Origin of the sequence: Streptomyces mayonensis (assembly GCF_018982965.1) — a bacterium.
Lineage (GTDB): Bacteria > Actinomycetota > Actinomycetes > Streptomycetales > Streptomycetaceae > Streptomyces > Streptomyces mayonensis.
In genome coordinates this window covers 1-21,232 of the sequence record NZ_JACBYP010000134.1, presented here as the reverse complement: position 1 = coordinate 21,232, position 21,232 = coordinate 1, and the positions used below count along the sequence as shown (strand labels likewise).

18 protein-coding genes, 1 pseudogene and 1 riboswitch are annotated in these 21,232 nt (G+C 74.3%); of the genes and pseudogenes, 9 read left to right on the top strand and 10 right to left on the bottom strand.

The window, feature by feature from the left end; genetic code table 11:
* Positions 1–437: cell division protein FtsL (gene ftsL, locus HZS56_RS32735; protein ID WP_216724450.1), on the bottom strand; the 437-nt coding region annotated here is incomplete at its 3' end.
* A 60-nt stretch (positions 438–497) separates the two neighbouring features.
* Positions 498–1,454 carry a 16S rRNA (cytosine(1402)-N(4))-methyltransferase RsmH gene (rsmH, locus tag HZS56_RS32730; RefSeq protein ID WP_216724449.1) on the bottom strand — a complete coding sequence of 319 codons (957 nt, stop codon included), beginning with the start codon at positions 1,452–1,454 and terminating at the stop codon, positions 498–500.
* Positions 1,455–1,884: 430 nt separating this feature from the next.
* Here rsmH and HZS56_RS32725 point away from each other — a divergent pair, with 430 nt between their 5' ends.
* The 4 genes from HZS56_RS32725 to HZS56_RS32710 all read left to right on the top strand — a co-directional run bounded on the left by HZS56_RS32725 (position 1,885) and on the right by HZS56_RS32710 (position 7,880).
* Positions 1,885–2,433, top strand: coding sequence for a beta-class carbonic anhydrase (locus HZS56_RS32725; RefSeq protein ID WP_216724448.1), 549 nt, complete (start codon positions 1,885–1,887; stop codon positions 2,431–2,433).
* A gap of 383 nt (positions 2,434–2,816) precedes the next feature.
* On the top strand, positions 2,817–3,887 hold the full coding sequence (locus HZS56_RS32720) for an AAA family ATPase (protein ID WP_374201234.1): 1,071 nt from the start codon (positions 2,817–2,819) through the stop codon (positions 3,885–3,887).
* Positions 3,887–5,248, top strand: a complete 1,362-nt coding sequence (locus HZS56_RS32715) for a DUF58 domain-containing protein (protein ID WP_216724446.1) — start codon at positions 3,887–3,889, stop codon at positions 5,246–5,248. The genes HZS56_RS32720 and HZS56_RS32715 overlap by 1 nt, the downstream gene beginning before the upstream one ends.
* Before the next feature lie 241 nt (positions 5,249–5,489).
* Entirely contained in the window at positions 5,490–7,880 is a 2,391-nt protein-coding gene (locus HZS56_RS32710) for a transglutaminase TgpA family protein (protein WP_216724445.1), read from the top strand.
* Positions 7,881–8,409: 529 nt separating this feature from the next.
* Here HZS56_RS32710 and HZS56_RS32705 read toward each other — a convergent pair.
* From HZS56_RS32705 to HZS56_RS32695, 3 genes and pseudogenes are all read right to left on the bottom strand, one after another.
* On the bottom strand, positions 8,410–8,814 hold the full coding sequence (locus tag HZS56_RS32705; RefSeq protein ID WP_216724444.1) for a spore wall synthesis complex protein: 405 nt from the start codon (positions 8,812–8,814) through the stop codon (positions 8,410–8,412).
* Positions 8,815–9,091: 277 nt separating this feature from the next.
* On the bottom strand, positions 9,092–9,919 hold the full coding sequence (locus HZS56_RS32700; RefSeq protein WP_216724443.1) for a methyltransferase: 828 nt from the start codon (positions 9,917–9,919) through the stop codon (positions 9,092–9,094).
* 373 nt (positions 9,920–10,292) lie between these two features.
* Positions 10,293–10,847 (bottom strand): annotated as a pseudogene (locus HZS56_RS32695) (SAV_6107 family HEPN domain-containing protein); the annotation flags it as partial.
* Positions 10,848–11,030: 183 nt separating this feature from the next.
* On the opposite strand from HZS56_RS32695, the gene HZS56_RS32690 reads away from it, so the two are divergent.
* Positions 11,031–11,660 (top strand): TetR/AcrR family transcriptional regulator, encoded by a 630-nt coding sequence (locus HZS56_RS32690; RefSeq protein ID WP_216724442.1) that lies wholly within the window; start codon positions 11,031–11,033, stop codon positions 11,658–11,660.
* A gap of 503 nt (positions 11,661–12,163) precedes the next feature.
* Complete coding sequence (locus HZS56_RS32685; protein ID WP_216724441.1) at positions 12,164–13,678, top strand: phytoene desaturase family protein; 1,515 nt, start codon at positions 12,164–12,166, stop codon at positions 13,676–13,678.
* A gap of 58 nt (positions 13,679–13,736) precedes the next feature.
* Here the strand turns inward: HZS56_RS32685 and HZS56_RS32680 are convergent, their stop codons facing one another.
* From HZS56_RS32680 to HZS56_RS32660, 5 genes are all read right to left on the bottom strand, one after another.
* Positions 13,737–14,753: an SCO2102 family sporulation regulator gene (locus tag HZS56_RS32680; RefSeq protein ID WP_216724440.1), complete on the bottom strand. Its 1,017-nt coding sequence runs from the start codon at positions 14,751–14,753 to the stop codon at positions 13,737–13,739.
* Between the two features lie 56 nt (positions 14,754–14,809).
* Entirely contained in the window at positions 14,810–15,733 is a 924-nt protein-coding gene (gene metF, locus HZS56_RS32675; RefSeq protein WP_216724439.1) for a methylenetetrahydrofolate reductase [NAD(P)H], read from the bottom strand.
* 145 nt (positions 15,734–15,878) lie between these two features.
* Positions 15,879–16,538: a thiamine phosphate synthase gene (gene thiE / locus HZS56_RS32670; protein ID WP_216724438.1), complete on the bottom strand. Its 660-nt coding sequence runs from the start codon at positions 16,536–16,538 to the stop codon at positions 15,879–15,881.
* A 449-nt stretch (positions 16,539–16,987) separates the two neighbouring features.
* Positions 16,988–17,353 carry an Rv2175c family DNA-binding protein gene (locus tag HZS56_RS32665; RefSeq protein ID WP_216724437.1) on the bottom strand — a complete coding sequence of 122 codons (366 nt, stop codon included), beginning with the start codon at positions 17,351–17,353 and terminating at the stop codon, positions 16,988–16,990.
* Positions 17,354–17,394: 41 nt separating this feature from the next.
* A complete protein-coding gene (locus HZS56_RS32660; RefSeq protein ID WP_216724436.1) occupies positions 17,395–18,672 on the bottom strand; it encodes an NAD(P)/FAD-dependent oxidoreductase in 1,278 nt (425 codons plus the stop codon).
* Between the two features lie 149 nt (positions 18,673–18,821).
* Positions 18,822–18,935, top strand: a riboswitch (TPP riboswitch).
* Between the two features lie 152 nt (positions 18,936–19,087).
* Here HZS56_RS32660 and thiO point away from each other — a divergent pair.
* Genes thiO through HZS56_RS32645 form a run of 3 tightly spaced genes read left to right on the top strand, consistent with a single transcriptional unit; the run spans position 19,088 to position 21,231 of the window.
* The gene (gene thiO, locus HZS56_RS32655; RefSeq protein ID WP_216724451.1) at positions 19,088–20,236 is read left to right on the top strand and encodes a glycine oxidase ThiO; all 1,149 of its coding nucleotides are present in this window, start codon (positions 19,088–19,090) and stop codon (positions 20,234–20,236) included.
* Positions 20,233–20,433, top strand: a complete 201-nt coding sequence (gene thiS, locus HZS56_RS32650; RefSeq protein WP_216724435.1) for a sulfur carrier protein ThiS — start codon at positions 20,233–20,235, stop codon at positions 20,431–20,433. Before thiO ends, thiS begins: the two co-directional genes overlap by 4 nt.
* Positions 20,434–20,436: 3 nt before the next feature.
* Positions 20,437–21,231, top strand: a complete 795-nt coding sequence (locus HZS56_RS32645) for a thiazole synthase (RefSeq protein WP_216724434.1) — start codon at positions 20,437–20,439, stop codon at positions 21,229–21,231.
* The last annotated feature ends 1 nt before the right edge of the window (position 21,232 follow it).

Here is a 21,232-nt window from a genome sequence, read left to right as displayed (position 1 = left end):
GGGCATGGTGCCGTGCCGGAGGTCGTGGTCAGTGCCTCGGGCGCGAGGACCAGCGGGGTGGCCGCGGCGGGCGCGGGGCCGGGCGAGCCCTTCACGGTGCCGTCGGGGTCCAGGAAGGCGGGGTCGCCGCCCGGCACCATGCCCAGCTCACGGGCGCGGCGCTGCAGCGCCTGGGGTGCGGAGTAGGCGTCGATGTCCCGCTGGAGCGCCTGCTCCTCGTCGGTGAGGCTCTTGGTCTCTTCCTTCAGGTCGTCCAGCTGGAAGGAGCCCTCGCTCAGGGCGGAGTTCAGCACCAGGAGTCCGATGAGACCACCGCCGAGCAGGACGACGACCAGGAGGACGAAGGGCGCCCGGGCCGCCCGGCCGCGTGCGGTGCCCGTCGGCAGCAGCCGGGCGAGCCGCGCCGCCCTGCCCTTCAGTTCGGGTTTCCTACCCACTCGCCCTCCCCCCGGCGCGGGTGCGCCGTCCGCACCCGCGCCTGGTCTGCCTCACTCGCTTCACCCGACGGACTCCCTGATGCGCTCGGCGCCGCGCAGCCGGGCCGGTGCCGCTCGCCGGTTCTCGGCGATCTCCTCCTCGGTGGGAAGTTCGGCACCGCGCGTGAGCAGCTTGAGCCGGGGCGCGTAGCGGTCGGGGACGACCGGCAGACCGGGCGGCGCGGTGTTGGCGGCGCCGGAGGCGAACACCTTCTTGACCAGCCGGTCCTCCAGCGACTGGTAGGACAGCACGGCGATCCGCCCGCCGACCGCGAGCGCCTCCACGGCGGCCGGGATCGCCCGTTCCAGCACGGACAGCTCGCCGTTGACCTCGATGCGCAGCGCCTGGAAGGTGCGCTTGGCCGGGTTGCCGCCGGTGCGCTTGGCGGCCTGCGGCAGCGCCGCGCGGATCAGCTCCACGAGCCGGGCGCTGTTGCCGAACGGCTCCTTCTCGCGCTCGCGCACGACGGCGGACACGATCCGCTTGGCCTGCTTCTCCTCGCCGTACGCCCGCAGGATGCGGACGAGTTCGCCGGGCGGGTAGGTGTTGAGGACCTCGGCGGCGCTCATGCCCGTCGTCTGGTCCATCCGCATGTCGAGCGGGGCGTCCTGGGCGTAGGCGAAGCCGCGGTCGGCCTCGTCGAGCTGCATGGAGGAGACGCCGAGGTCGAACAGCACGCCCTGGACGCGCGGCACGCCCAGCCGGTCGAGCACGTCGGGCAGCTCGTCGTAGACGGCGTGCACGAGGGTGGCGCGCTCGCCGTAGGGGGCGAGGCGTTCGCCGGACAGGCGCAGGGCCTCCTTGTCCCGGTCGAGTGCGACGAGCCGGGCCTCGGGGAAGCGTTCGAGCAGGGCCTCGCTGTGGCCGCCGAGTCCCAGCGTGCAGTCGACGACCACGGCCCCCGGCCCGGCGAGGGCGGGCGCCAGCAGGTCCAGGCACCGCTGGAGCATCACCGGGACGTGTCGACTCTGGCTCAAGTGGGGCGGCCTCTCAGGTCCTGCGCGGCGTCCCGCACCGCCGGGTCCCCTCCCGCTCGCTCGTGAAGGGGAGGGCCTGCCGGCGCCGGGAAGCGTCGGCCGGCCGGGAGCGGGAGGAGGCCGAGCCGTACGTACGCGCCGCGCACGTGGGGAGAACTGGCGGGGCGTCGCCCAGGTCTCCGGGATGATCAGTCCAGCAGGGAGAGCCTCGCCTCCCGCTTCGCGTCACTTTAGTCCACCCTGTCGCCCGGTCAATCAACCGGCCTGCGCGTCGCGGACGCCGCCGTCCGCAAACCGGTACGGCGGGCCTTTTCACCCGTATGGATGCGTTCGCACACCCCTGTGGATTGGGTCACAACACTTCGTGCTGATGTTCTTTGTCCGGCTTCACAGCGGGCCCGGAGCAGGGGCGGCCAGTAACGTCGTGGTTATGACGACTTCTCCATCGGTTCCCACCGGCTCCGGATCCGCCGTGGCAGGCGGCCACACCGTCACCGACCGGCTCGTCGAGGCGAACGGACGGTACGCCGCCGCGTTCACCGACCCCGGCATGGACGCCCGACCGGTCCAGCGCGTCGCCGTCGTGGCGTGCATGGACGCCCGTCTGGACCTGCACGCCGCGCTCGGCCTGAACCTGGGTGACTGTCACACCATCCGCAACGCCGGCGGCGTCGTCACCGACGACGTGATCCGCTCCCTGACCATCAGCCAGCGGGCGCTCGGTACCCGCAGCGTGGTCCTCATCCACCACACGGGCTGCGGCATGGAGACGATCACCGAGGAGTTCCGGCACGACCTGGAGCTGGAGGTGGGCCAGCGTCCCGTGTGGGCGGTGGAGTCCTTCCGGGACGCCGACCAGGACGTGCGGCAGTCGATCGAGCGGGTGCGCACCTCGCCGTTCCTGCTGCACAACGAGGACGTGCGCGGCTTCGTCTTCGACGTGAAGACGGGCCGGCTGCGCGAGGTCTCGCCCGCCTGACCCGCCTCGACGCGGGAGTCCCTCTGCACGAAATCGGCCGATCCGGCTGGTCGGGCCGGTCCGGTTGATCCGCTGACGGGGCCGATCCGGTTGATCGAGCCGGTCCGGTTGACCGGGGCCGGTCCGGCTGTGCGCTGCTGTGGTTTCCGCCCGGCAAGCGCCGCAAAGACCGCAAGGACCGACATGTCGCGGCCAGTTGTCCACAGGCGAGTGACACGAATCGGTAACGGCAGCAAGAATGCGGGAAGTGGTGTCGCGCGGAACTTTTTCCTCGCGGTGTCCGTGATTCGGGGTGGGCCGGTCCGCGACGATGCGGGACCGGCCGGGCAAGTCGGGGTACTCCCGCTTCCCAGGAAGTGCGGGGAAAGGCCGAGGAGGGCCGGGTGACGACCTATGACAATCGGGCGAGCCATGGGGGTGCCCCCTCGCGAGCGTATCCGGGCGTGGGGGACGACCTGACCGCGGTGGTCGAGCGGGTACGCGGTTCGGTGGAGGACGTGATCGAGGGCAAGCCCGAGGTCGTACGGCTCTCGCTGACCGTGCTGCTCGCCGAGGGACACCTGCTGATCGAGGACGTTCCGGGGGTCGGCAAGACCATGCTGGCCAAGGCGCTGGCGCGGTCCATCGACTGCTCCGTGCGCCGGATCCAGTTCACGCCGGACCTGCTGCCCTCGGACATCACCGGCGTGTCCATCTGGGACCAGCAGCGCCGGGACTTCGAGTTCAAGCCCGGCGCGATCTTCGCGCAGGTGGTGATCGGCGACGAGATCAACCGTGCCTCGCCGAAGACCCAGTCCGCGCTCCTCGAGTCGATGGAGGAGCGGCAGGTCACCATCGACGGGCAGACCTACGAGCTGCCCAGCCCGTTCATGGTGGTGGCGACGCAGAACCCGGTCGAGATGGAGGGCACCTACCCGCTGCCGGAGGCCCAGCGCGACCGCTTCATGGCCCGGGTCTCGATCGGGTACCCGAGCCCGGAGGCCGAGCTGCAGATGCTCGACGTGCACGGCGGGGTGAATCCGCTGGACGACCTCCAGCCGGTGGCGCACGCGGACGAGATCCTGAAGCTGATCGAGGCCGTGCGCGGCGTCCACGTCGCGGACCCGGTCCGGCGGTACGCGGTGGACCTGGTCGCGGCCACCCGTACGCACCCCGACCTCAGACTCGGCGCCTCGCCGCGCGCGACGCTGCACCTGCTGCGCGCGGCGAAGGCGTCCGCGGCCCTGGGCGGCCGGGAGTACGCGCTGCCGGACGACGTGCAGGCCCTCGCGGTCGCCGTCCTGGCCCACCGCCTGCTGCCCACCGCACAGGCCCAGCTGAACCGCCGCACCGCCGAGCAGGTGGTGCAGGAGATCCTGCAGCGCACCCCGGTGCCCGCGGCGCCCCAGCAGGCAGGTCTCGGGCCGGGCCGCGGCACACCGGAGTACGGCCGGCAGACGCCGCGGAGGCTGTGATGGACGCCGGGGGGACGCGGCCGGGCGAGGGCGAGGGCGAAGAGGGCGGCGGCATCCGCACCGCCCTGACCGGTCTGACCACGCGCGGGCGCTCCTTCCTGGCCGCCGGCATCGCCGCAGCGGTCTGCGCCTACGTCCTCGGGCAGAGCGACCTGCTCCGGGTCGGACTGCTGCTGGGCGTACTGCCCCTGGTCTGCGCGACCGTCCTGTACCGCACGCGCTACCGGGTGACGGGCAGTCGCCGTCTGACTCCCGGGCGCGTGCCTGCCGGCAGCGAGGCCCGGGTCCATCTGCGCGTCGACAACGTCTCGCGGCTGCCCACGGGGCTGCTGATGCTCCAGGACCGTGTCCCCTACGTGCTCGGTCCGCGCCCCCGGTTCGTCCTGGACCGGGTGGAGCCGGGCGGCCGCCGCGAGGTGTCCTACCGGGTCCGCTCCGACCTGCGCGGCCGCTACCCGCTGGGTCCGCTGCAGCTGCGGCTGACCGACCCGTTCGGGCTGTGCGAGCTGACCCGCTCCTTCTCGACGTACGACACCCTGACCGTGATCCCCCGGGTGGAGGCGCTCCCCCCGGTGCGGCTGAGCGGCGAGGCCAAGGGGTACGGGGAGGGGCGGCAGCGGTCGCTCGCGCTGGCGGGCGACGACGACGTGATCCCGCGCGGGTACCGGCACGGCGACGACCTGCGCCGCGTGCACTGGCGCTCCACCGCGCGCCACGGCGAACTGATGGTGCGCCGCGAGGAGCAGCCGCAGCGGGCCCGCTGCACGGTGCTGCTCGACACCCGGGTCGTGGCCTACGAGGGGGCCGGCCCCGACTCGGCCTTCGAGTGGGCGGTGTCGGGCACGGCCTCGGTGCTGGTGCACATGCTGGAGCGGGGCTTCTCGGTCCGCCTGCTCACGGGAACCGGTGACGCGGTGCCGGGCGAGGGCGCCGACGGTTTCGCGGGCACGGGCCAGGGCACGGCGGACGCGGCGGGGCTGATGCTGGACACCCTCGCGGTCGTCGACCAGTCCGACGACACGGGCCTGTCCCGGGCGTACGACGGGCTGCGCGGCGGGCACGACGGGCTGCTGGTGGCGTTCTTCGGCGACCTGGACGAGGAGCAGGTCACGGTTGCCGCCAAGATGCGGCAGCGCAGCGGCGGTGCGCTCGCCTTCGTCCTCGACAGTGAGGCCTGGATGCGGGAACCGGCGGACGTGCCCGGTCCGTTGGAAGGGAGCGAGGAGCGGCTGCGGATGCTGCGCGAGGCGGGCTGGACCGCCGTGCTCGTGCCGCGGGGCGCGACGCTGGAGGAGCTGTGGCGCCTGGCGGACCGCGAGCGCACGGCCCTCGCGGCGACCGGCGGGGAGGGGACCCGATGACCGTACGGACACGACCCGCGCTCCACCACGCGGAGCCGGGGCCCGCGCACCCGCCCGCGGGACCACGGGGCCCGGCCGCGGACGCGGGGTGTGCCCGGAACGCCTTTCCGTCCGGGGCACGGACTCGCCGGGTGGTCCGCACGCAACGCACTGCGCGCGGACGGCCGGAGCCGGGCGTCCGGTGCGGGAGCGCCGGTGACCGCGCCGGGGCCTCGGCGACCGGCGGCCGGGGAGGGACGCGATGAGCGGGCGGGCGCGGCTGGCACTGTGCGCGTGGGCCGCCACCCTGATGGCGGCGTGTGCGCTGCTGCCGCTGGTCGATCCGGCGACGTGGATCCTGCAGGCGGCGTTCCTGCTGGCGGTGCAGTCGGGGGTGGGCGCGGTGGCGCGGCGGGTGCCGCTGTCCCGCCCGTTGGTGGTCGCAGCGCAGGCCCTGGTCGCGCTGCTGCTCCTGACCCTGGTCTTCGCCCGGGAACAGGCCTTCGCCGGGCTGGTTCCGGGCCCGCAGGTCTTCCAGCACTTCGCCGACCTGCTCCAGCAGGGCGGCGACGACATCGCCCGGTACGCGATCCCGGCGCCGCTGGCGTCCGAGGGCATCCGGCTGATGCTGGTCGGCGGTGTCCTGGTGATCGGGCTGATGGTCGACACCCTCGCGGTGACCTTCCGCAGCGCCGCACCGGCCGGACTGCCGCTGCTCGCGCTGTACTCGGTGGCCGCGGGGCTGTCCGAGGGCGGCGCCGACTGGCTGTGGTTCCTGGTCGCGGCGGTCGGCTACCTGATGATGCTGCTGGCCGAGGGCCGGGACCGGCTGTCGCAGTGGGGCCGGGTCTTCAGCGGCGCACCCCGCATGCCGGGCGGGGAGCAGACCGGCGCGGTCGCCCCCGTCCGCACCGGCCGGCGTATCGGGGCCTTCGCGCTGGGCATCGCCCTGGTGGTGCCGCTCGCCCTGCCCTCGATGGACGGCGGGCTGCTGGACGGCGCCCGCAACGGCGTCGGCTCCGGCACGGGCGGCGGCGGCACGATCTCCGCGGTGAACCCGCTGGTCTCCCTGCGCGACAGTCTCAACGTCAACGAGAACAGGCAGGTCCTCTCCCTGCAGACCGACTCGAAGGACCTGTCGGACCTGTACTTGCGCATCGTGTCCCTGGACGACTTCGACGGCACCACCTGGAAGCCGTCCAAGCGGCACATCACGGCCGTGCCGGACGGCACCTTCCCCTCCCCGCCCGGTCTCGGCCAGGACGTCAAGCGCAGCGAGACCCGTACCTTCGTCTCGGCCGCCGACTGGTACGGCCAGGACTGGCTCCCGATGCCGTACCCGCCGAGCGACGTGCGCGTCGCCGGCAACTGGCGCTACGAACCGGTCGGCATGACCCTGGTCGGCGACCACGGCCAGGACACCCGCGGGCTGAAGTACGAGGTGCGGAGCCTGAACGTGCAGCCGACGGCGGAGCAGCTCGCCGCGGCACCACCGCCGTCCGCGGCGCTGATGCGCGACTACACCAAGCTGCCGGACTCACTGCCCGCGGTGGTCTCCCAGACCGCCCGCGAGGTCACCGACGGCGCGTCGAACCCGTACGAGCAGGCGGTCAAGCTCCAGGAGTACTTCGCGGTCACTGGCGGTTTCGAGTACGACACCCAGGTCAAGGTCGGCAGCGGCTCGGAGGGGATAGCCCGGTTCCTGAAGGACAAGGAGGGCTTCTGCGTCCACTTCTCCTTCGCCATGGCGGCGATGGCCCGGTCCCTGGACATTCCGGCCAGGGTCGCGGTGGGCTTCGCGCCGGGCTCGCCGCAGGCGGACGGCTCGGTGGCGGTGGGGCTGCGGGACGCGCACGCCTGGCCCGAGGTGTACTTCGAGGGTGTGGGCTGGACCCGCTTCGAGCCGACGCCGACGCGTGGCTCGACCCCGTCGTACACCATCACGGACACGCCGGGCAGTTCGGTGCCGGATCCGGCCCTGCCGTCCGAGGACACGGAGACCGAGCCGTCGGCGGCGCCGTCGACGAGCGAGAGCTGCTCGCCGCAGGACAAGAAGCTGGACGCGTGCGACACGGAGACGGCGGCCGCCCTGCCCGTCTCGGACGGTGGCGGTCCGAAGTGGCAGGCGGCGCTGGCCTGGTCCCTGGCCGGACTGGCGGTCCTGCTGATCCTGCTCGCGCCGATGCTGTGGCGGCTGCGCACCCGGGCCCTGCGGCTGGGGGCGCACGGCCGTACCGAGGCGGACGCCGGCCCGCACACCCTGGCGGTCTGGCAGGAGCTGACCGACACGGCGTGGGACTACGGCATTCCGCCCGAGGAGTCGCAGACCCCGCGCAGGGCGGCGGCCCGGATCGTCCGGCTCGGGCAGCTCGACCCGACGGCCGCGGCGGCGGTGCACCGGGTGGCCGACGCCGTGGAACAGGTCCTCTACGCGCCCCGCCCGCGGCTGACGGCCGGGCTCGCGGAGGATGCCCGCCTGGCGGTCGCCGGGCTGCGGGCACCCGTCGGCCGCGGCACGCGGCTGCGCGCACGGTTCGCTCCGCGTTCGACCGTACGGGTGGCCTGGGCGGTGTCGGACCGGTGGGCCGCCCTGAGGCGCCGGGTCCTGGCGATCCGCCCGACGTGGCGGAAAACCTCCGGTCAGCAAGGCTGAACGGGCGGCCGGGGCGCGCTTCCGCGCGGGTGAGCGCGCGCCCGGCCACCGGCCTCGGTCCCTCCCGGATGCCGCCGCCGAGCACACGCCGAGCGCATCGCCGGGGCTACCGGCCCCTTCGGCGCCCCGGCCGGACCAGGCCTTGCCGCCCAGCACCCACCCAGCCCGGGGCAACTCCGGGGAACAGACGCAGCGAGCCGGGGACAGACGGTCAGTGCGGCCGAGGACTGTGCGGGCGGGCGGGCAAGAGCGTCGCACCGGGACTCCGGGGCCGGCCGCACCTCCGTGAGAGTGCGCGTCGCTGTCCTGCGTGCCCCTGCGAAACGGCTTCCCGCCGCGCGGCCACGCGAGTGAGTCCGGGGGCGAGTGCGGGGGCGGCGGGTGCGGGTGCCCTGCGCGTCCCGGCTTCCGGGCGCTCGATCCCCGCGGGAGCGGCCCGTGCCTGCCCCGACGTGCGCGTGAGGGGGTGACCACCCGGACGGTGGTCACCCCCTCACGCGGATGTCCTGGTGAGAGCGGCTGGGGCGCGCTACTGGCCGCCCTGCTGTTCGTCCCTGCGACGCTGCCAGCGCTCGTCGATGCGATCCATCATGGAGCGTTTCTGTCGTTGCTGGCGGCGCGCCGCCTGTGGTCCGGCACCGGCCGCCGGCTGCTCGCCCGGCTTGGGGGCCTTGCGCCAGCCGGTCACGGCGAGAACCGCACAGCCCAGCATGACGAGGAAGCCCACCACGCTGAGCCACACCTGCTGCGCGACCATACCGGCCATGAGGAGCGCAATACCTACGAGGAAGCCCGCGACCGCCTGGTAGACCCGTCGCCGGGTGTACGTACGCAGCCCGCTTCCCTCGAGCGCTGTCGCGAACTTGGGATCTTCGGCGTACAGCGCTCGCTCCATCTGCTCGAGCATGCGCTGCTCGTGCTCCGAGAGCGGCACGGAGTCCTCCTCATCGTGCAGTCGCCGGGGCGACCCGGGGGGTCCCTTAAGGATAGGCAGGGAATCGCCCCCGTGAAACCCGCCCCTCTACGCCAATTGACCAACCGGACTCCGTCATGGCCGTACCGGCTCGCTGAAGTTCCCATTCCCCAGCGGCCGACCCGTCATGCCGGGCGGTCTCCCTCGATCATACGGCGACTGGCCCCCGTTCGGGGGGCCTGTGGCGTACTCCATCTGCAGTCGCGCCCCTGATCAGCGCCGTACCCCACGGGGCGGCTCAGGCCGCTTCGGTCCCCCGCGTCTCACCGAGCACATGAAGCTGGGTGGCCACGGAGTGGAACGCCGCGAGTTCGGCGGCCGCGGCCTCCAGTCCCAGCAGGGCGTCCACGGCACCCGGCTCGGTGTCCACGAGCCCGCCGGGGACGAGGTCGGCGAAGACCCGTACGCCGTGCACGGCACCGACGTGGAGTCCTGCGGCCTCGACCAGACCGGTGAGCTGTTCGGCGGTGAACCGGCGCGGCACGGGGTCGCCCGTGCCCCAGCGGCCGTCCGGGTCGGCGAGGGCCTGCCGGGCCTCCGTGAAGTGCCCGGCGAGGGCACGCGCGAGCACGGCCCCGCCGAGGCCCGCAGCGAGCAGGCTGAGGACGCCCTCGGCGCGCAGGGCGGCGACCACGTTGCGCACCCCCTGCGCGGGGTCGTCCACGTACTCCAGGACGCCGTGGCACAGCACCGCGTCGTACCCGCCGCGCTCGACCACGTCGAAGAGGCCGCCGGCGTCTCCCTGGACGCCCCGCACGCGGTCGGCGACCCCGGCCTCGGCGGCGCGGCGCTCCAGGGCGAACAGGGCGTTGGGGCTCGGGTCGACGACGGTGACGCGGTGACCGAGACCGGCCACGGGCACCGCGAAGTTCCCGCTGCCGCCGCCGGTGTCCAGGACGTCCAGCGTCTGCCGGCCCGTGGCCTTGACCCGGCGGTCCAGGGCGTCCTGGAGGACGTCCCAGACCACGGCGGTGCGCAGGGCCGCCCGGGAACGCGCGGGCTCGGAGCGCGGGGACTCCGTCCGGGGACTGGAGTGGGAGACGGGTGGGCGCATCGGGTCCGACACGGCAGTTGACTCCTCGGCGCGGCACCGCCTCGGACACGGGCGGAGCGAACGGGCTGCCACCCCCCGCCCGGTGCGGGAAAGGGGAGGCTTCAGGCGTCTCCCACCCTATTGCCTGCGGCGCGCCGGCCGGTCACCCGTCCCGGCGGGGCCGGAGCCGGTCGGTGAACGGTGCTCCGGTGCGCTCTCAGCCCGCGTCCGGCAGCTCCCGGTCCGCGCGCGTGCCGTCCGGCCCGCCGGAGGGGCGAGCCGTGCCGGGGCGGCCGCCGTCGGCACGACCGGGGGCATCGGCACGGCGAGGGGCGTCGGGCCGGCGGAGGACGTCGGGGCCGTCCGCGCCCGGGCGGTCCGGTCCGGGGCGGTCGGTGCCGGGACGGTCGGTGCCGGGACGGTCGGTGCCGGCACGGTCGGTGCGGTCCGGGTCGGGGCGTGGCTGGGGCAGGACCGGCTGGAGGACCAGCATCCGCTCCACCAGGCGCAGGAACATCGCCACGTCGCGTATCAGGTCGTCGGCGTCCCGGCGCCCGGCGGCGCCCCGGATGCCCGCCTCGGCACGCGCCCTGCGCCGGGCCCCGGAGGCGAACAGCGCACTCCAGTCGGACAGCTCGGGCGCGATCTCGGGCAGCACCTCCCAGGCACTGCGGATGCGGGCCCGGGCCCGCGGTGTGTGCTCCGGGCGGCCCCGGGCGGCGAGCACCGCGGCCGCGGTGCGCAGGGCGGCGAGGTGGGCCGTGGCGTAGCGCTCGTTCGGCGTTTCGAGGACGGCGGCCTCTTCGAGTCCGGACCGGGCCTGGGCGAGCAGGTCGAGGGCGGCGGGCGGGGCGGTCGCCCGGCGGAGCACGGGGTGCACGTCGCTCGCCGGGCCGGTCAGTGAGGGTGCAGGGCCGGCTGCGCGGCGCCGCCGGGCGGCGGCTGCGGACGAGTGGGCCATGACGATCCTCCTGTCGTCTCCGTGACGGCACGTCCGGGCAGGAGGTGCCGTATGTGCCCATCGTGAGGTATGGCACTGACAATCCGTTCTGACCTGCGCTTTCCCTTCGATCGACCGTTCGATCGCAGGGTGCTCGGCCCCTGCGGTGGGAGGCCCGCGGGCGGTGCTGTGAGAATCGGGACCATGGAAAGCAGCAGCACCGCCCCGCAGGGCGGCAGCCGGCGCGAGGCCACCCGGCAGAAGCTCTACGAGGCGGCCGTCACGCTCATCGCCGAGCAGGGCTTCTCCGCCACCACGGTGGACGAGATCGCCGAGCGGGCCGGGGTCGCGAAGGGCACGGTCTACTACAACTTCGCCAGCAAGTCCGTGCTCTTCGAGGAGCTGCTGCGGCACGGCGTCGGGCTCCTCACCGCCTCGCTGCGCCAGGCGGCCGAGCGGGCGGCCGGGGAGGGCCGCGGCCGGGTCGACGCCCTCGACGCGATGATCCGCGCGGGGCTCGTCTTCATCGACCGCTATCCGGCCTTCACCCAGCTGTACGTGGCCGAGCTGTGGCGCACCAACCGGGCCTGGCAGTCCACGCTGCTGGTGGTCCGGCAGGAGGCCCTGGCAGTGGTGGAGGAAGTGCTGCGGGAGGGGATGGCCGGCGGTGAGTTCAGCGAGGAGATCGACGTGCCGCTGACCGCTGCGGCGCTGGTCGGCATGGTTCTGGTGGCGGCGCTCGACTGGAAGTCGTTCCAGCCGGAGCGCTCCCTCGACGAGGTGCACGCCGCGCTGTCGCGCCTGCTCCAGGGGCGCGTGAGCGGCAGGGCCTGACCCGGCCCGGCACCGCACAGCACCGTACGGCACGGCACGGCACCGCTCAGCACGCGCGGAACGCCGGACACGAAGAACGCCGGTCCGTGGTGGCCGCGTCCCCCGCGGGCCGCCGTCGGACCGGCGTCTTCTCCCCCGTACGTCCCCCGTCGAACCCCCGTTGCCGGTCGTTCCCCCGGGTTCCCCCGTGCCTCGCTTCCGCCGACCGCGGTCGGCGGAAGGAGCGGATCGTGGGCCCGGATCCGTTCCGGCGCCCCGTGTCGCCGGTGCCGGAGCCGTGCCCCTCTCCGTGGTCTCCACTCTCTCGTCCTCGCAGGTCGGGGCCCATCCGCGTCCGTACTCATCTCGCGGGCTAGGTACCCGTACTCAGGTCTGCGCACCCCGCCCCACGGCACCGCTCCACCGGCCGGTGGCCTCCGCGTCCGTCCCGGTACGCGGCAGGCGGACGGCCTGCCGCGTACCGGGGGCCGGGGTTGTCGGTGGTGGCGGATAAAGTCCCTGGCATGGCACGGATTGCGGTGATCGGCGCCGGGATGGGCGCCATGGCGGCCGCCGCCCGGCTGGCCGTCGCGGGCCACCGGGTGGTGGTGTACGAGCGGACGGGGACGTACGGCGGTGCCCTGGGCCGCCGCGAGCGGGACGGCTTCTCCTTCGACACGGGCCCCGGCCTGCTCCCCCTGCCCGCGGTCTGGCGCGATCTGTTCGTGAAGACCGGGAAGGAGCCGCTGGAGTCCCGCGTCGAGCTGGTGCAGGTCGACCCCTCGTCACGGCACGTCTTCGCGGACGGCACCGAGGTCGCGCTGCCGAACGCCTCCCGTGCCGGTGTCGTCGCCTCCCTGGACGCGGCGCTGGGCCCGACGGCCGCCGGACGCTGGGGCGACTTCCTGGTGCGGGCCCGGGAGACCTGGGACCGCACCCGCCGCCCCCTCCTGGAGGAGCCGCTGTGGCCCGACTGGGAGGTGCTGGCCGAGCGCGAGCCCTACCCGGCCGTCCCGCACAAGCGGCTGCTGCGCACCCGCCGGGCCGGGACCCTCGCCGAGGTCGGCGCCCTGGAGTTGCGCGATCCGCGGCTCGCCGCCCTCCTGGAGAGCCACGCGCTCGCGTACGGCCTGGATCCCCGCACCGCCCCGGCGAACGCCGCCGTGCTGCCGTACATGGAGTACGCCTTCGGCATGTGGTACGTGCGCGGTGGCGGTCTGCGGGAGCTGGCGCGGGCGGTGTACGAGCGGTGTCTGGCCCGCCGGGTCGAGTTCCGCTTCGGCACCGAGGTCACCTCGGTCGTCGAGAAGGACGGCCGGGTGGCGGGCGTGGAGTCGGCCGAAGGGCCCCTGGAGGAAGCGGAGTTCGTGGTCGCCGGGGTGGCCCCGGACGTGCTGGACCGGCTCTGCGGCGGTGCCCGGGCCGGGAGCGGGGTGCCGCCGCAGCGGGGCGGAGCGAGTCGGCTGACGGTGCTGCTGGCCCTGCGCGGCGCCCGGCCGGAGGGCACGGCGCACCGGACGGTGGTGCACGCGCGGGACCGCGAGGCCGAGCTGGACGGCCTGTTCGGCGCCGCCCCCGGGATGGCGGCGCGACCGACCGTCACCGTCCTGCGGCCGGACGACCCGGCGCTCGTCCCGGACGCGGACCACGAGGCGGTCACGCTCTCCGCGACGGTGCCCGCCCTGGGAGCGGGGACCGACCGGTCCGCGACCGAGGTGTCCGCCCAGTGGGCCGAGCGGCTGATCGACGTGGCCGAGCGGGCGGTGCCCGGCCTGCGCGACCGGCTCCTGTGGCACGAGGTGTGCGGTCCGGCCGCCGTCGCGGCGGCCACCGGCGCGGCGGACGGGGCGATTCCGGCACCCGCGCTGGCGGGTGCCGCGGGGCGACTGCTGCATGCGGCGAACACCACCCATACGGAAGGGCTGTTCACGGTCGGCGGCTGGTCCCATCCGGGAGGAGGGCTGCCGCACGCCGGCATGTCGGGCGCGCTGGTGGCCGGACTCGTGGTGGAGGGGCCGGAGTTCCGCGGCTCCCAGTGACGGGCGGACGGGACCCGGTGCCGGGCGCGGTCCGGGCCACCGGGTGTCCGAGGAACCGTCAGAAGCGGTACTGCTCGTCGTACCCCTGCCCCTGGCCGCCCTGGCCCTGACCCTGGTTGTTGCCCTGGTAGGGGTAGGGCTGCTGGTCCGGCGGGAGTTCGCCGCCGTAGGGGTCGTCGGTGCTGCGCTGCTGCGGCACCCACACGCCGCCCGCCGGGGTCTCGCCGCCGTAGCCGCCGTGCGCGCCGGTGGCGTACTGGTCCTGCCCGTAGGCCTGCCCGCCGTAGCCCTGGCCGCCGGTCGTGTCGTAACCGCCGGTGTCGTACGCCCCGCCACCGTAGGTGTGGGTGCCGATGTACGGGTCGGAGTAGGCGGCGTACTGCTGCTGGGTGCCGGTGTCGTAGCCGTAACCCTGCTGCCCGTAGCCCGAGTAGTCGTAGGCGTAGGCCTGGTCGGCGCCCGGTGCGGCGGCGGCCGGCTGCTGCTGGCCCTGGGCGTAGCCCGAGTCGGCGTAGACGCCGTACGAGCCGGTGTCGTCCGGCATGGGCTGCGGCTCGTAGACGGCGGTGGTCTCCGCGGCCGAGGGGTCGGCGGTGCGGGCCGGGGTGAACACGTCGTCGCGGTCGGGGTCGTCCTGCCCGTAGGCCGGGATGCCCTGTGCGGGGGTGCCCTGTGCGGGGGTGCCCTGTGGGGGCGTGCCGTAGCCCTGCGCGTCGTCGTAGCCGTCCCGGTGTTCCCGGCCGCCCCCGGCCTCCAGGTCGGAGACCTCCAACGTCGGTTCCTGGCGCCCCCGTTCACCACGGCCGCGCTTGAGTCCCGCCGGGGCGTTGACCGCCCAGCCGGCCTCGAAGCCGCGGCGGAAGGACAGCGTGACGTAGGTCTGGCCGACCGCGAAGGCGGCGGCGCCGACACCGATGACGAGCACGTTGGACAGCAGCACACCGGCGACGACGCCGACGAAGCCGCCGAACGCGAGGAGCCGCCAGCGCAGCCGCGCCTTGTACTGCAGCAGCACCTCGCCGAGCAACCACAACGCGACCACGCCGAACGCGATGTAGAGGACCGTCCAGCCCATGTACGCCCCTCTCCCAGTGGCCGCTACGCAGTGTGTCGTAAATCTGTGCGGCCGGTCTAGGCCCGCGGTGGATGGTGCAGGCCCAGGTTCTCGTAGATTTCCAGCGTCGCCGTGGAGTTGTTGAGCGTGATGAAGTGCAGTCCGGGCACACCCTCGGCCAGCAGTGTCGCGCAGAACTCCGTGGCGAACTCGATTCCGATCGAGCGTACAGCCGCCGGATCGTCCTTGGCTGCGAGGATCCGCTCTTTCAGCTCCGCCGGGAACGAGGCGTTGCTGAGCTTCGGCAACCTCTCCAGCATCTTCACGCTGGTCACCGGCATGACCTCGGGGATGACCGGCGTCTCGCAGCCGGCCGCGGTGACCCGGTCGCGCAGCCTCAGATACGACTCGGGCTGGAAGAACATCTGGGTGATCGCGTAGTCGGCGCCGGCCCGGCACTTGTCGACGAAGTGCGTCACGTCCGTGTCCCAGTCGGCGGAGCGCGGGTGCATCTCGGGGAAGGCCGCGACACCGACGCAGAAGTCCCCCGACTCCTTGATGAGCCGGACCAGTTCGGCGGCGTAGGTGAGGCCCTCGGGGTGCGCGACCCAGTCGGCGTTCGGGTCGCCGGGCGGGTCGCCGCGCACGGCCAGCATGTTCCTGATCCCGGCGTCCGCGAACTGGCCGATGATGTTGCGCAGCTCGGCGACGGAGTGGTCGACGGCGGTGAGGTGGGCCACGGGGGTCAGCGTGGTGTCGGCGACGATCTGCTGGGTCTCGCGGACCGTGCCCGCGCGCGTGGAGCCGCCCGCACCGTAGGTGACGGAGACGAAGTCCGGGGCCACGGCCTCCACCCGGCGGAGCGCGCTCCACAGGTTCTTCTCGCCCTTGGGCGTCTTCGGCGCCGAGAACTCGAACGAGTACGTCGTCTTGCCGGTGGCGAGGATGTCACGCACCGTACGGGCGCGGTCAGTCCTCGTGCTTGCGGTTCCGAGGGCCATACCGGCAGGTTAGCCAGGGGCCGGGCACTCTCCCAACCGGATGCGAATTATTTGTCCGCATTGTCGGTTTGTTGTCCACTCTTTGGACACATGCCCCGGGCATCGTCTCCGCCCGGGTCCCCGGCCGCCTTCCCCCGGGGCGGCCTCACGCCTCTCGCAGGCGCTTCGCGAACTCCGCCGCCGCCGCGCCCGGGTCGTCCGCGGCGGTGAGGGCACGGACGACCACGACCCGCCGGGCCCCCGCCTCCAGCACCTCGTCGAGGTTGCCGAGGTCGATGCCGCCGATGGCGAACCAGGGCCGCGCGGTCGCCTGCGCCGCGGTGTGGCGGACCAGGTCGAGGCCGGGCGCGTGGCGGCCCGGCTTGGTGGGAGTGGGCCAGCACGGGCCGGTGCAGAAGTAGTCCACGCCCTCCTGGGCGGCCGCGGCGTCGGCCTCGGAGCCGGCGTGGGTGGAGCGTCCGACGAGGATGCCGTCGCCGAGGATGGCGCGGGCGGCGGGAACCGGGAGATCGCCCTGGCCGAGGTGCAGCACGTCGGCGCCGGCGGCGTGCGCGACGTCCGCGCGGTCGTTGACCGCCAGGAGCCGGCCGTGGCGCGCGCAGGCGTCGGCGAACACCTTCAGGTGCTCCAGTTCCTCCGCGGCCTCCATGCCCTTGTCGCGCAACTGCACGATGTCGACGCCGCCGGCCAGCACGGCGTCCAGGAACTCGGGCAGGTCGCCCTGGCTGCGGCGGGCGTCCGTACACAGGTAGAGCCGGGCGTCGGCGAGCCGGGCGCGGGCGGTGGTCGAGGCGGTGTCGGGCATGCGGGTGTCCCCCGGGGTCGGTGGTTCGGACGAGCGGGCGCCGGGCGTGCGGGCGCCTTGTGTGCGCGGGCGTCGTACGGGTCGGTCCGTGCTTGCGCCCGTGTGCGGGCCCGCGCTGCGTATGCGACGGGGCGTATACGGACGGCGTACGGTCCCACGTTTGCACAGGTGGACGGCGTACGGGCCCGCACTTGCGCAGGTGGACGGCGTACAGGTGCGGACGCCGTACCCGCAGGGCCCTGCGGGTACGGGCGGCGCGGTGCCCCGGCTCCGGCGCGCGGGGCGTCGCGGTCGCGGACCGCCACCGTGGCGTGTGCGCCGCGGACGGGTACGGCCACCAGGGCCGTGAACCGCGGGCCGCGGCGCGCACGCCGGGTGCCGCAGGCCGGGTGCCGCAGACCGGGTGCCGGACGGCGGGTGGCGTGGCGGACGGCGGGCGACGTGGCGGGTCAGACGGCGAGCGCCTGGGCGCGGCGCTTCACCTCCGTACCTCGGTTCTCACTCAGTGCCTGCGCGGGGGTGCCCGGCAGCGTCGGGTCGGGCGTGAAGAGCCACTCCAGCATCTCCTCGGCCGTGAACCCGTCGTCCCGCAGCAGCGTGAGGGTCCCGACCAGGCCCTTGACGACCCGGTCCTCGTCGATGAAGGCCGCGGGGATGTGCAGCGCGCGGTTCTCACCGCGGCGGACGGCGATGAGCTGGCCTTCCTTGATCAGCTGGCGTACGCGGGTCACCTCGACGCCGAGCTTCTCGGCGATGTCGGGAACGGTGAGCCAGGCAGGCACGAGAGCATCGGTCTTTGCGTCAATCTCGGTCACGTGTCAAGCCTGCCATCTGCCACTGACAGTCGGAAGCCGGACTACGCCGCCGCGGTCGCCGCCTTCAGCGGCCGTGCCGGATCGGCCAGCAGTGCCGGGTCCATCGCGGTGCCCGCCTGGATCAGGCGTCTGCCCTGCGCCAGGTCGCGTGGCCGGCCCACCGCCAGCAGCGCCACGAGACGGCCCCCGCGCAGCCAGCAGACCGTCCACGCCGGTCCCGAGGGTTCACCGCGCCACAGGGTGGTGTCGGCGGCGGTGTGGTGACCGGCGTACTGCACGAAGCGGCCGAACTGCTCGGACCAGAAGTACGGCACGGGGTCGTAGGGGGCCGGGTCCTCGCCGCCGGGAGTGCCGGCGATGTCGGCGGCGACCGTGCGCGGCCCCTGGAGCGCGTTGTCCCAGTGGTGCACCAGCAGCCGCTCGCCGTAGCGCGCGGAGGGGAAGGAGGCGCAGTCGCCGACCGCGTGGACGTCGGGTGCGGAGGTGCGCAGGTGGTCGTCGGCGAGGACCTCGCCGTGCGCGCCGAGCTCGATCCCGGAGCCGGCGAGCCAGGCGGTGGCCGGGCGGGCCCCGATGCCGACGACGACCGCGTCGGCGGGCAGCCGCGTGCCGTCGTCGAGGACGACCCGGCCCGGCTTGTCGCTCTCGCCGGCCTCGACGCGTTCCACGCGCGCGCGGGTGCGCAGTTCGGCGCCCGCCTCCGCGTACCAGGCGGCCATCGGCGCGGCCACCTCGGCGGGCAGCGCGTCGGCCAGGGGCCGGTCGGCGGCCTCCACCACCGTGACCGCGCAGCCCGCCCCGCGCGCGGCGGTGGCGAACTCGGCGCCGATCCAGCCCGCGCCGACGACCACGATGTCGTGCTGCCGGGCGAGCACGGGGCGCAGCCGTTCGGCGTCGTCCAGGGTGCGCAGCAGGTGCACGCCGGGCACACCGTCGGCCCCGGGGAGCCGGGCCGGTTCGGCACCGGTCGCCAGCACGAGGGCGTCGTACGGCACGGGCCCCTCGGAGGTGTCCAGGACGTGGGCGCCGGGGCGGACGCCCAGGGCCTCGCAGCCCAGCCGGAGCGTGATGCCGAGCGCGTCGAAGTCGACGTCGAAGGCGGAGCCCTCCGCGGTGCCGAGCAGCACGGCCTTGGAGAGCGGAGGGCGGTCGTACGGCTGGTGGGGTTCGGCGCCGATCAGGGTCACGGCGCCGGTGAAGCCCCGCTCCCGCAGGGCGACCACGGTCTGCACACCCGCCATGCCGGCGCCCACGACGACCACGCGGCGTCCGGTGTCCCCGGCGGCTTCCCGTCCCCGTTCCCGTGTCTGCTCGCTCACCCGATCACCTTAGCGATCTGCCACGTCGTCGGTCAGTGCGCATGCGCGGTGAGCTGCTCCACAGCACCCACCGGCGGCCCCCGGCTCCCCGGCGGCCTCCCGGACGCTCCCTTACGGGTGCGGCGGCCCGCGGGCTAGGCTGGCCGGTGCAAAGCACTCGCGGGAGCCCGGACGCACCGGGCTGAGAGGGAGGCTGGGCGGCCTCCGACCGTACGAACCTGATCCGGGTCATGCCGGCGAAGGGAGGGGTTGGACGCCCATGTCGTCCCCAGCACACACCTGGTCCCCAGCACACACCGTGTCGTCACCCACCGTGTCGTCACCCACCGAGCCGTCACGCGCCGAGCCGTCGCTCACCGAGCCGTCGCCCACCGCGCCACCGTCCGCCGAGTCCCGCGCGCCCGACGTCCTCGTCGTGGGCGGTGGCGTCATCGGCCTGGTCACCGCGTGGCGGTCCGCGCAGAGCGGGCTCACCACGGCCCTGGTGGATCCCGAGCCGGGCGGCGGCGCGGCCCAGGTGGCGGCCGGGATGCTGGCCGCCGTGACGGAGCTGCACCACGGCGAGCAGACGCTGCTCGCGCTGAACCTCGCCTCGGCCCGCCGCTACCCCGACTTCGCGGCCGAGCTGACCGACCTCACCGGTCACGACCTCGGTCACCGCCGCTGCGGCACCCTCGCCGTCGCACTGGACGCCGACGACCGCTCCGACCTGCGCGAACTGCACGCGCTTCAGCAGCGCTCCGGCCTGGAGTCGGAGTGGCTGTCGGGGCGTGAGTGCCGGCGCCTGGAGCCGATGCTCGCGCCGGGCGTGCGCGGGGGGCTGCGGGTGGACGGCGACCACCAGATCGACCCGCGTCGCCTCGCCCGCGCGCTCGTGGCCGCCTGCGAGCGGACGGGGGTGGTCTTCCACCGGTCGTGGGCCGAGCGGCTCACCGTCGGGCGCGGCGAGCGGGCCACGGGCGTCGTCACCGCCGACGGCACCGTGCTGGAGGCGGGCCGGGTGGTACTGGCCGGGGGCAGCCTGAGCGGGCGCCTCGCGGGCGTACCGGACGCCGTACTGCCGCCCGTGCGGCCCGTGAAGGGGCAGGTGCTGCGGCTGACGATGCCGCGGACGCACGCACCCCTGCTGAACCGGACCGTGCGCGCCGTGGTGCGCGGCAACCACGTCTACCTGGTGCCCCGGGAGAACGGCGAGCTGGTCGTCGGCGCCACCAGCGAGGAGCTGGGCTGGGACACGACGGTCACCGCGGGCGGCGTCTACGAGCTGCTGCGCGACGCCCACGAGCTGGTCCCCGGCATCACCGAACTGCCGCTCACGGAGACCCGCGCGGGGCTGCGCCCCGGCTCCCCGGACAACGCACCGCTGCTCGGTCCGACCGAGCTGGAGGGGCTGCTGCTGGCCACCGGGCACCACCGCAACGGCATCCTGCTCACCCCCGTCACCGGCGACGTCATGGCGCAGGCCCTGACCACGGGCGAGCTTCCGGACGAGGCCCTGCCCTTCACTCCCCGGCGCTTCGGCGCCGCCCCCGCACGCCCGGAACCCACGGAGCAGCCCGCATGAACATCTCCGTCAACGGCGAGCCGCGCGAAGTGGCTCCCGGCACCGCCCTGGACGCCCTGGTCGGCACGCTCACCGCGGCACCGTCCGGGGTGGCCGCCGCCCTGAACGAAACCGTGGTCCCGCGCGCGCGGTGGTCCGACACCGCCCTGACCGACGGCGACCGCGTCGAGGTCCTCACCGCTGTGCAAGGAGGCTGACCGATGGCCGACGATCCCTTCGTCCTCGGCGGTACGTCGTACACGTCCCGCCTGATCATGGGTACGGGCGGCGCACCCAGCCTGGACGTGCTGGAGCGCGCGCTGGTGGCCTCCGGGACCGAGCTGACGACCGTCGCGATGCGGCGCGTGAACCCCTCGGTGCACGGTTCGGTGCTGTCCGTACTGGACCGGCTCGGCATCCGGGTGCTGCCGAACACGGCCGGCTGCTTCACGGCCGGGGAGGCGGTGCTCACCGCGCGGCTGGCGCGCGAGGCGCTCGGCACGGACCTGGTCAAGCTGGAGGTGATCGCCGACGAGCGCACCCTGCTGCCGGATCCGGTCGAGTTGCTGGACGCGGCGGAGACGCTGGTCGACGACGGGTTCACGGTGCTGCCGTACACGAACGACGACCCGGTGCTCGCCCGGAAGCTGGAGGACGTCGGGTGCGCGGCGGTCATGCCGCTGGGCTCGCCGATCGGGTCGGGGCTCGGCATCCGCAACCCGCACAACTTCCAGCTGATCGTGGAGCACGCGCGCGTGCCGGTGATTCTGGACGCGGGGGCCGGTACGGCGTCGGACGTGGCGCTGGCGATGGAGCTGGGGTGTGCGGGGGTGATGCTGGCCTCGGCGGTGACCCGGGCGCAGGAGCCGGTGCTGATGGCGGAGGGGATGCGGTTCGCCGTGGAGGCGGGGCGGTTGGCCCGGCGGGCGGGGCGGATGCCTCGGCGGCACCTGGCGGTGGCGTCCTCGCCGGTGGAGGGGGTTGCCGCGTTGGATCCGGAGCGGCCTGCGTTTTAGG

Coding starts and splice junctions, on each gene's coding strand:
- HZS56_RS32725 (WP_216724448.1), top strand. CDS start 1,885: ATGACGACTTCTCCATCGGTTCCCACCGGCTCCGGATCCGCCGTGGCA.
- HZS56_RS32715 (WP_216724446.1), top strand. CDS start 3,887: ATGGACGCCGGGGGGACGCGGCCGGGCGAGGGCGAGGGCGAAGAGGGC.
- HZS56_RS32710 (WP_216724445.1), top strand. CDS start 5,490: ATGAGCGGGCGGGCGCGGCTGGCACTGTGCGCGTGGGCCGCCACCCTG.
- HZS56_RS32690 (WP_216724442.1), top strand. CDS start 11,031: ATGGAAAGCAGCAGCACCGCCCCGCAGGGCGGCAGCCGGCGCGAGGCC.
- HZS56_RS32685 (WP_216724441.1), top strand. CDS start 12,164: ATGGCACGGATTGCGGTGATCGGCGCCGGGATGGGCGCCATGGCGGCC.
- HZS56_RS32680 (WP_216724440.1), bottom strand. CDS start 14,753: ATGGGCTGGACGGTCCTCTACATCGCGTTCGGCGTGGTCGCGTTGTGG.
- metF (WP_216724439.1), bottom strand. CDS start 15,733: ATGGCCCTCGGAACCGCAAGCACGAGGACTGACCGCGCCCGTACGGTG.
- thiE (WP_216724438.1), bottom strand. CDS start 16,538: ATGCCCGACACCGCCTCGACCACCGCCCGCGCCCGGCTCGCCGACGCC.
- thiS (WP_216724435.1), top strand. CDS start 20,233: ATGAACATCTCCGTCAACGGCGAGCCGCGCGAAGTGGCTCCCGGCACC.
- HZS56_RS32645 (WP_216724434.1), top strand. CDS start 20,437: ATGGCCGACGATCCCTTCGTCCTCGGCGGTACGTCGTACACGTCCCGC.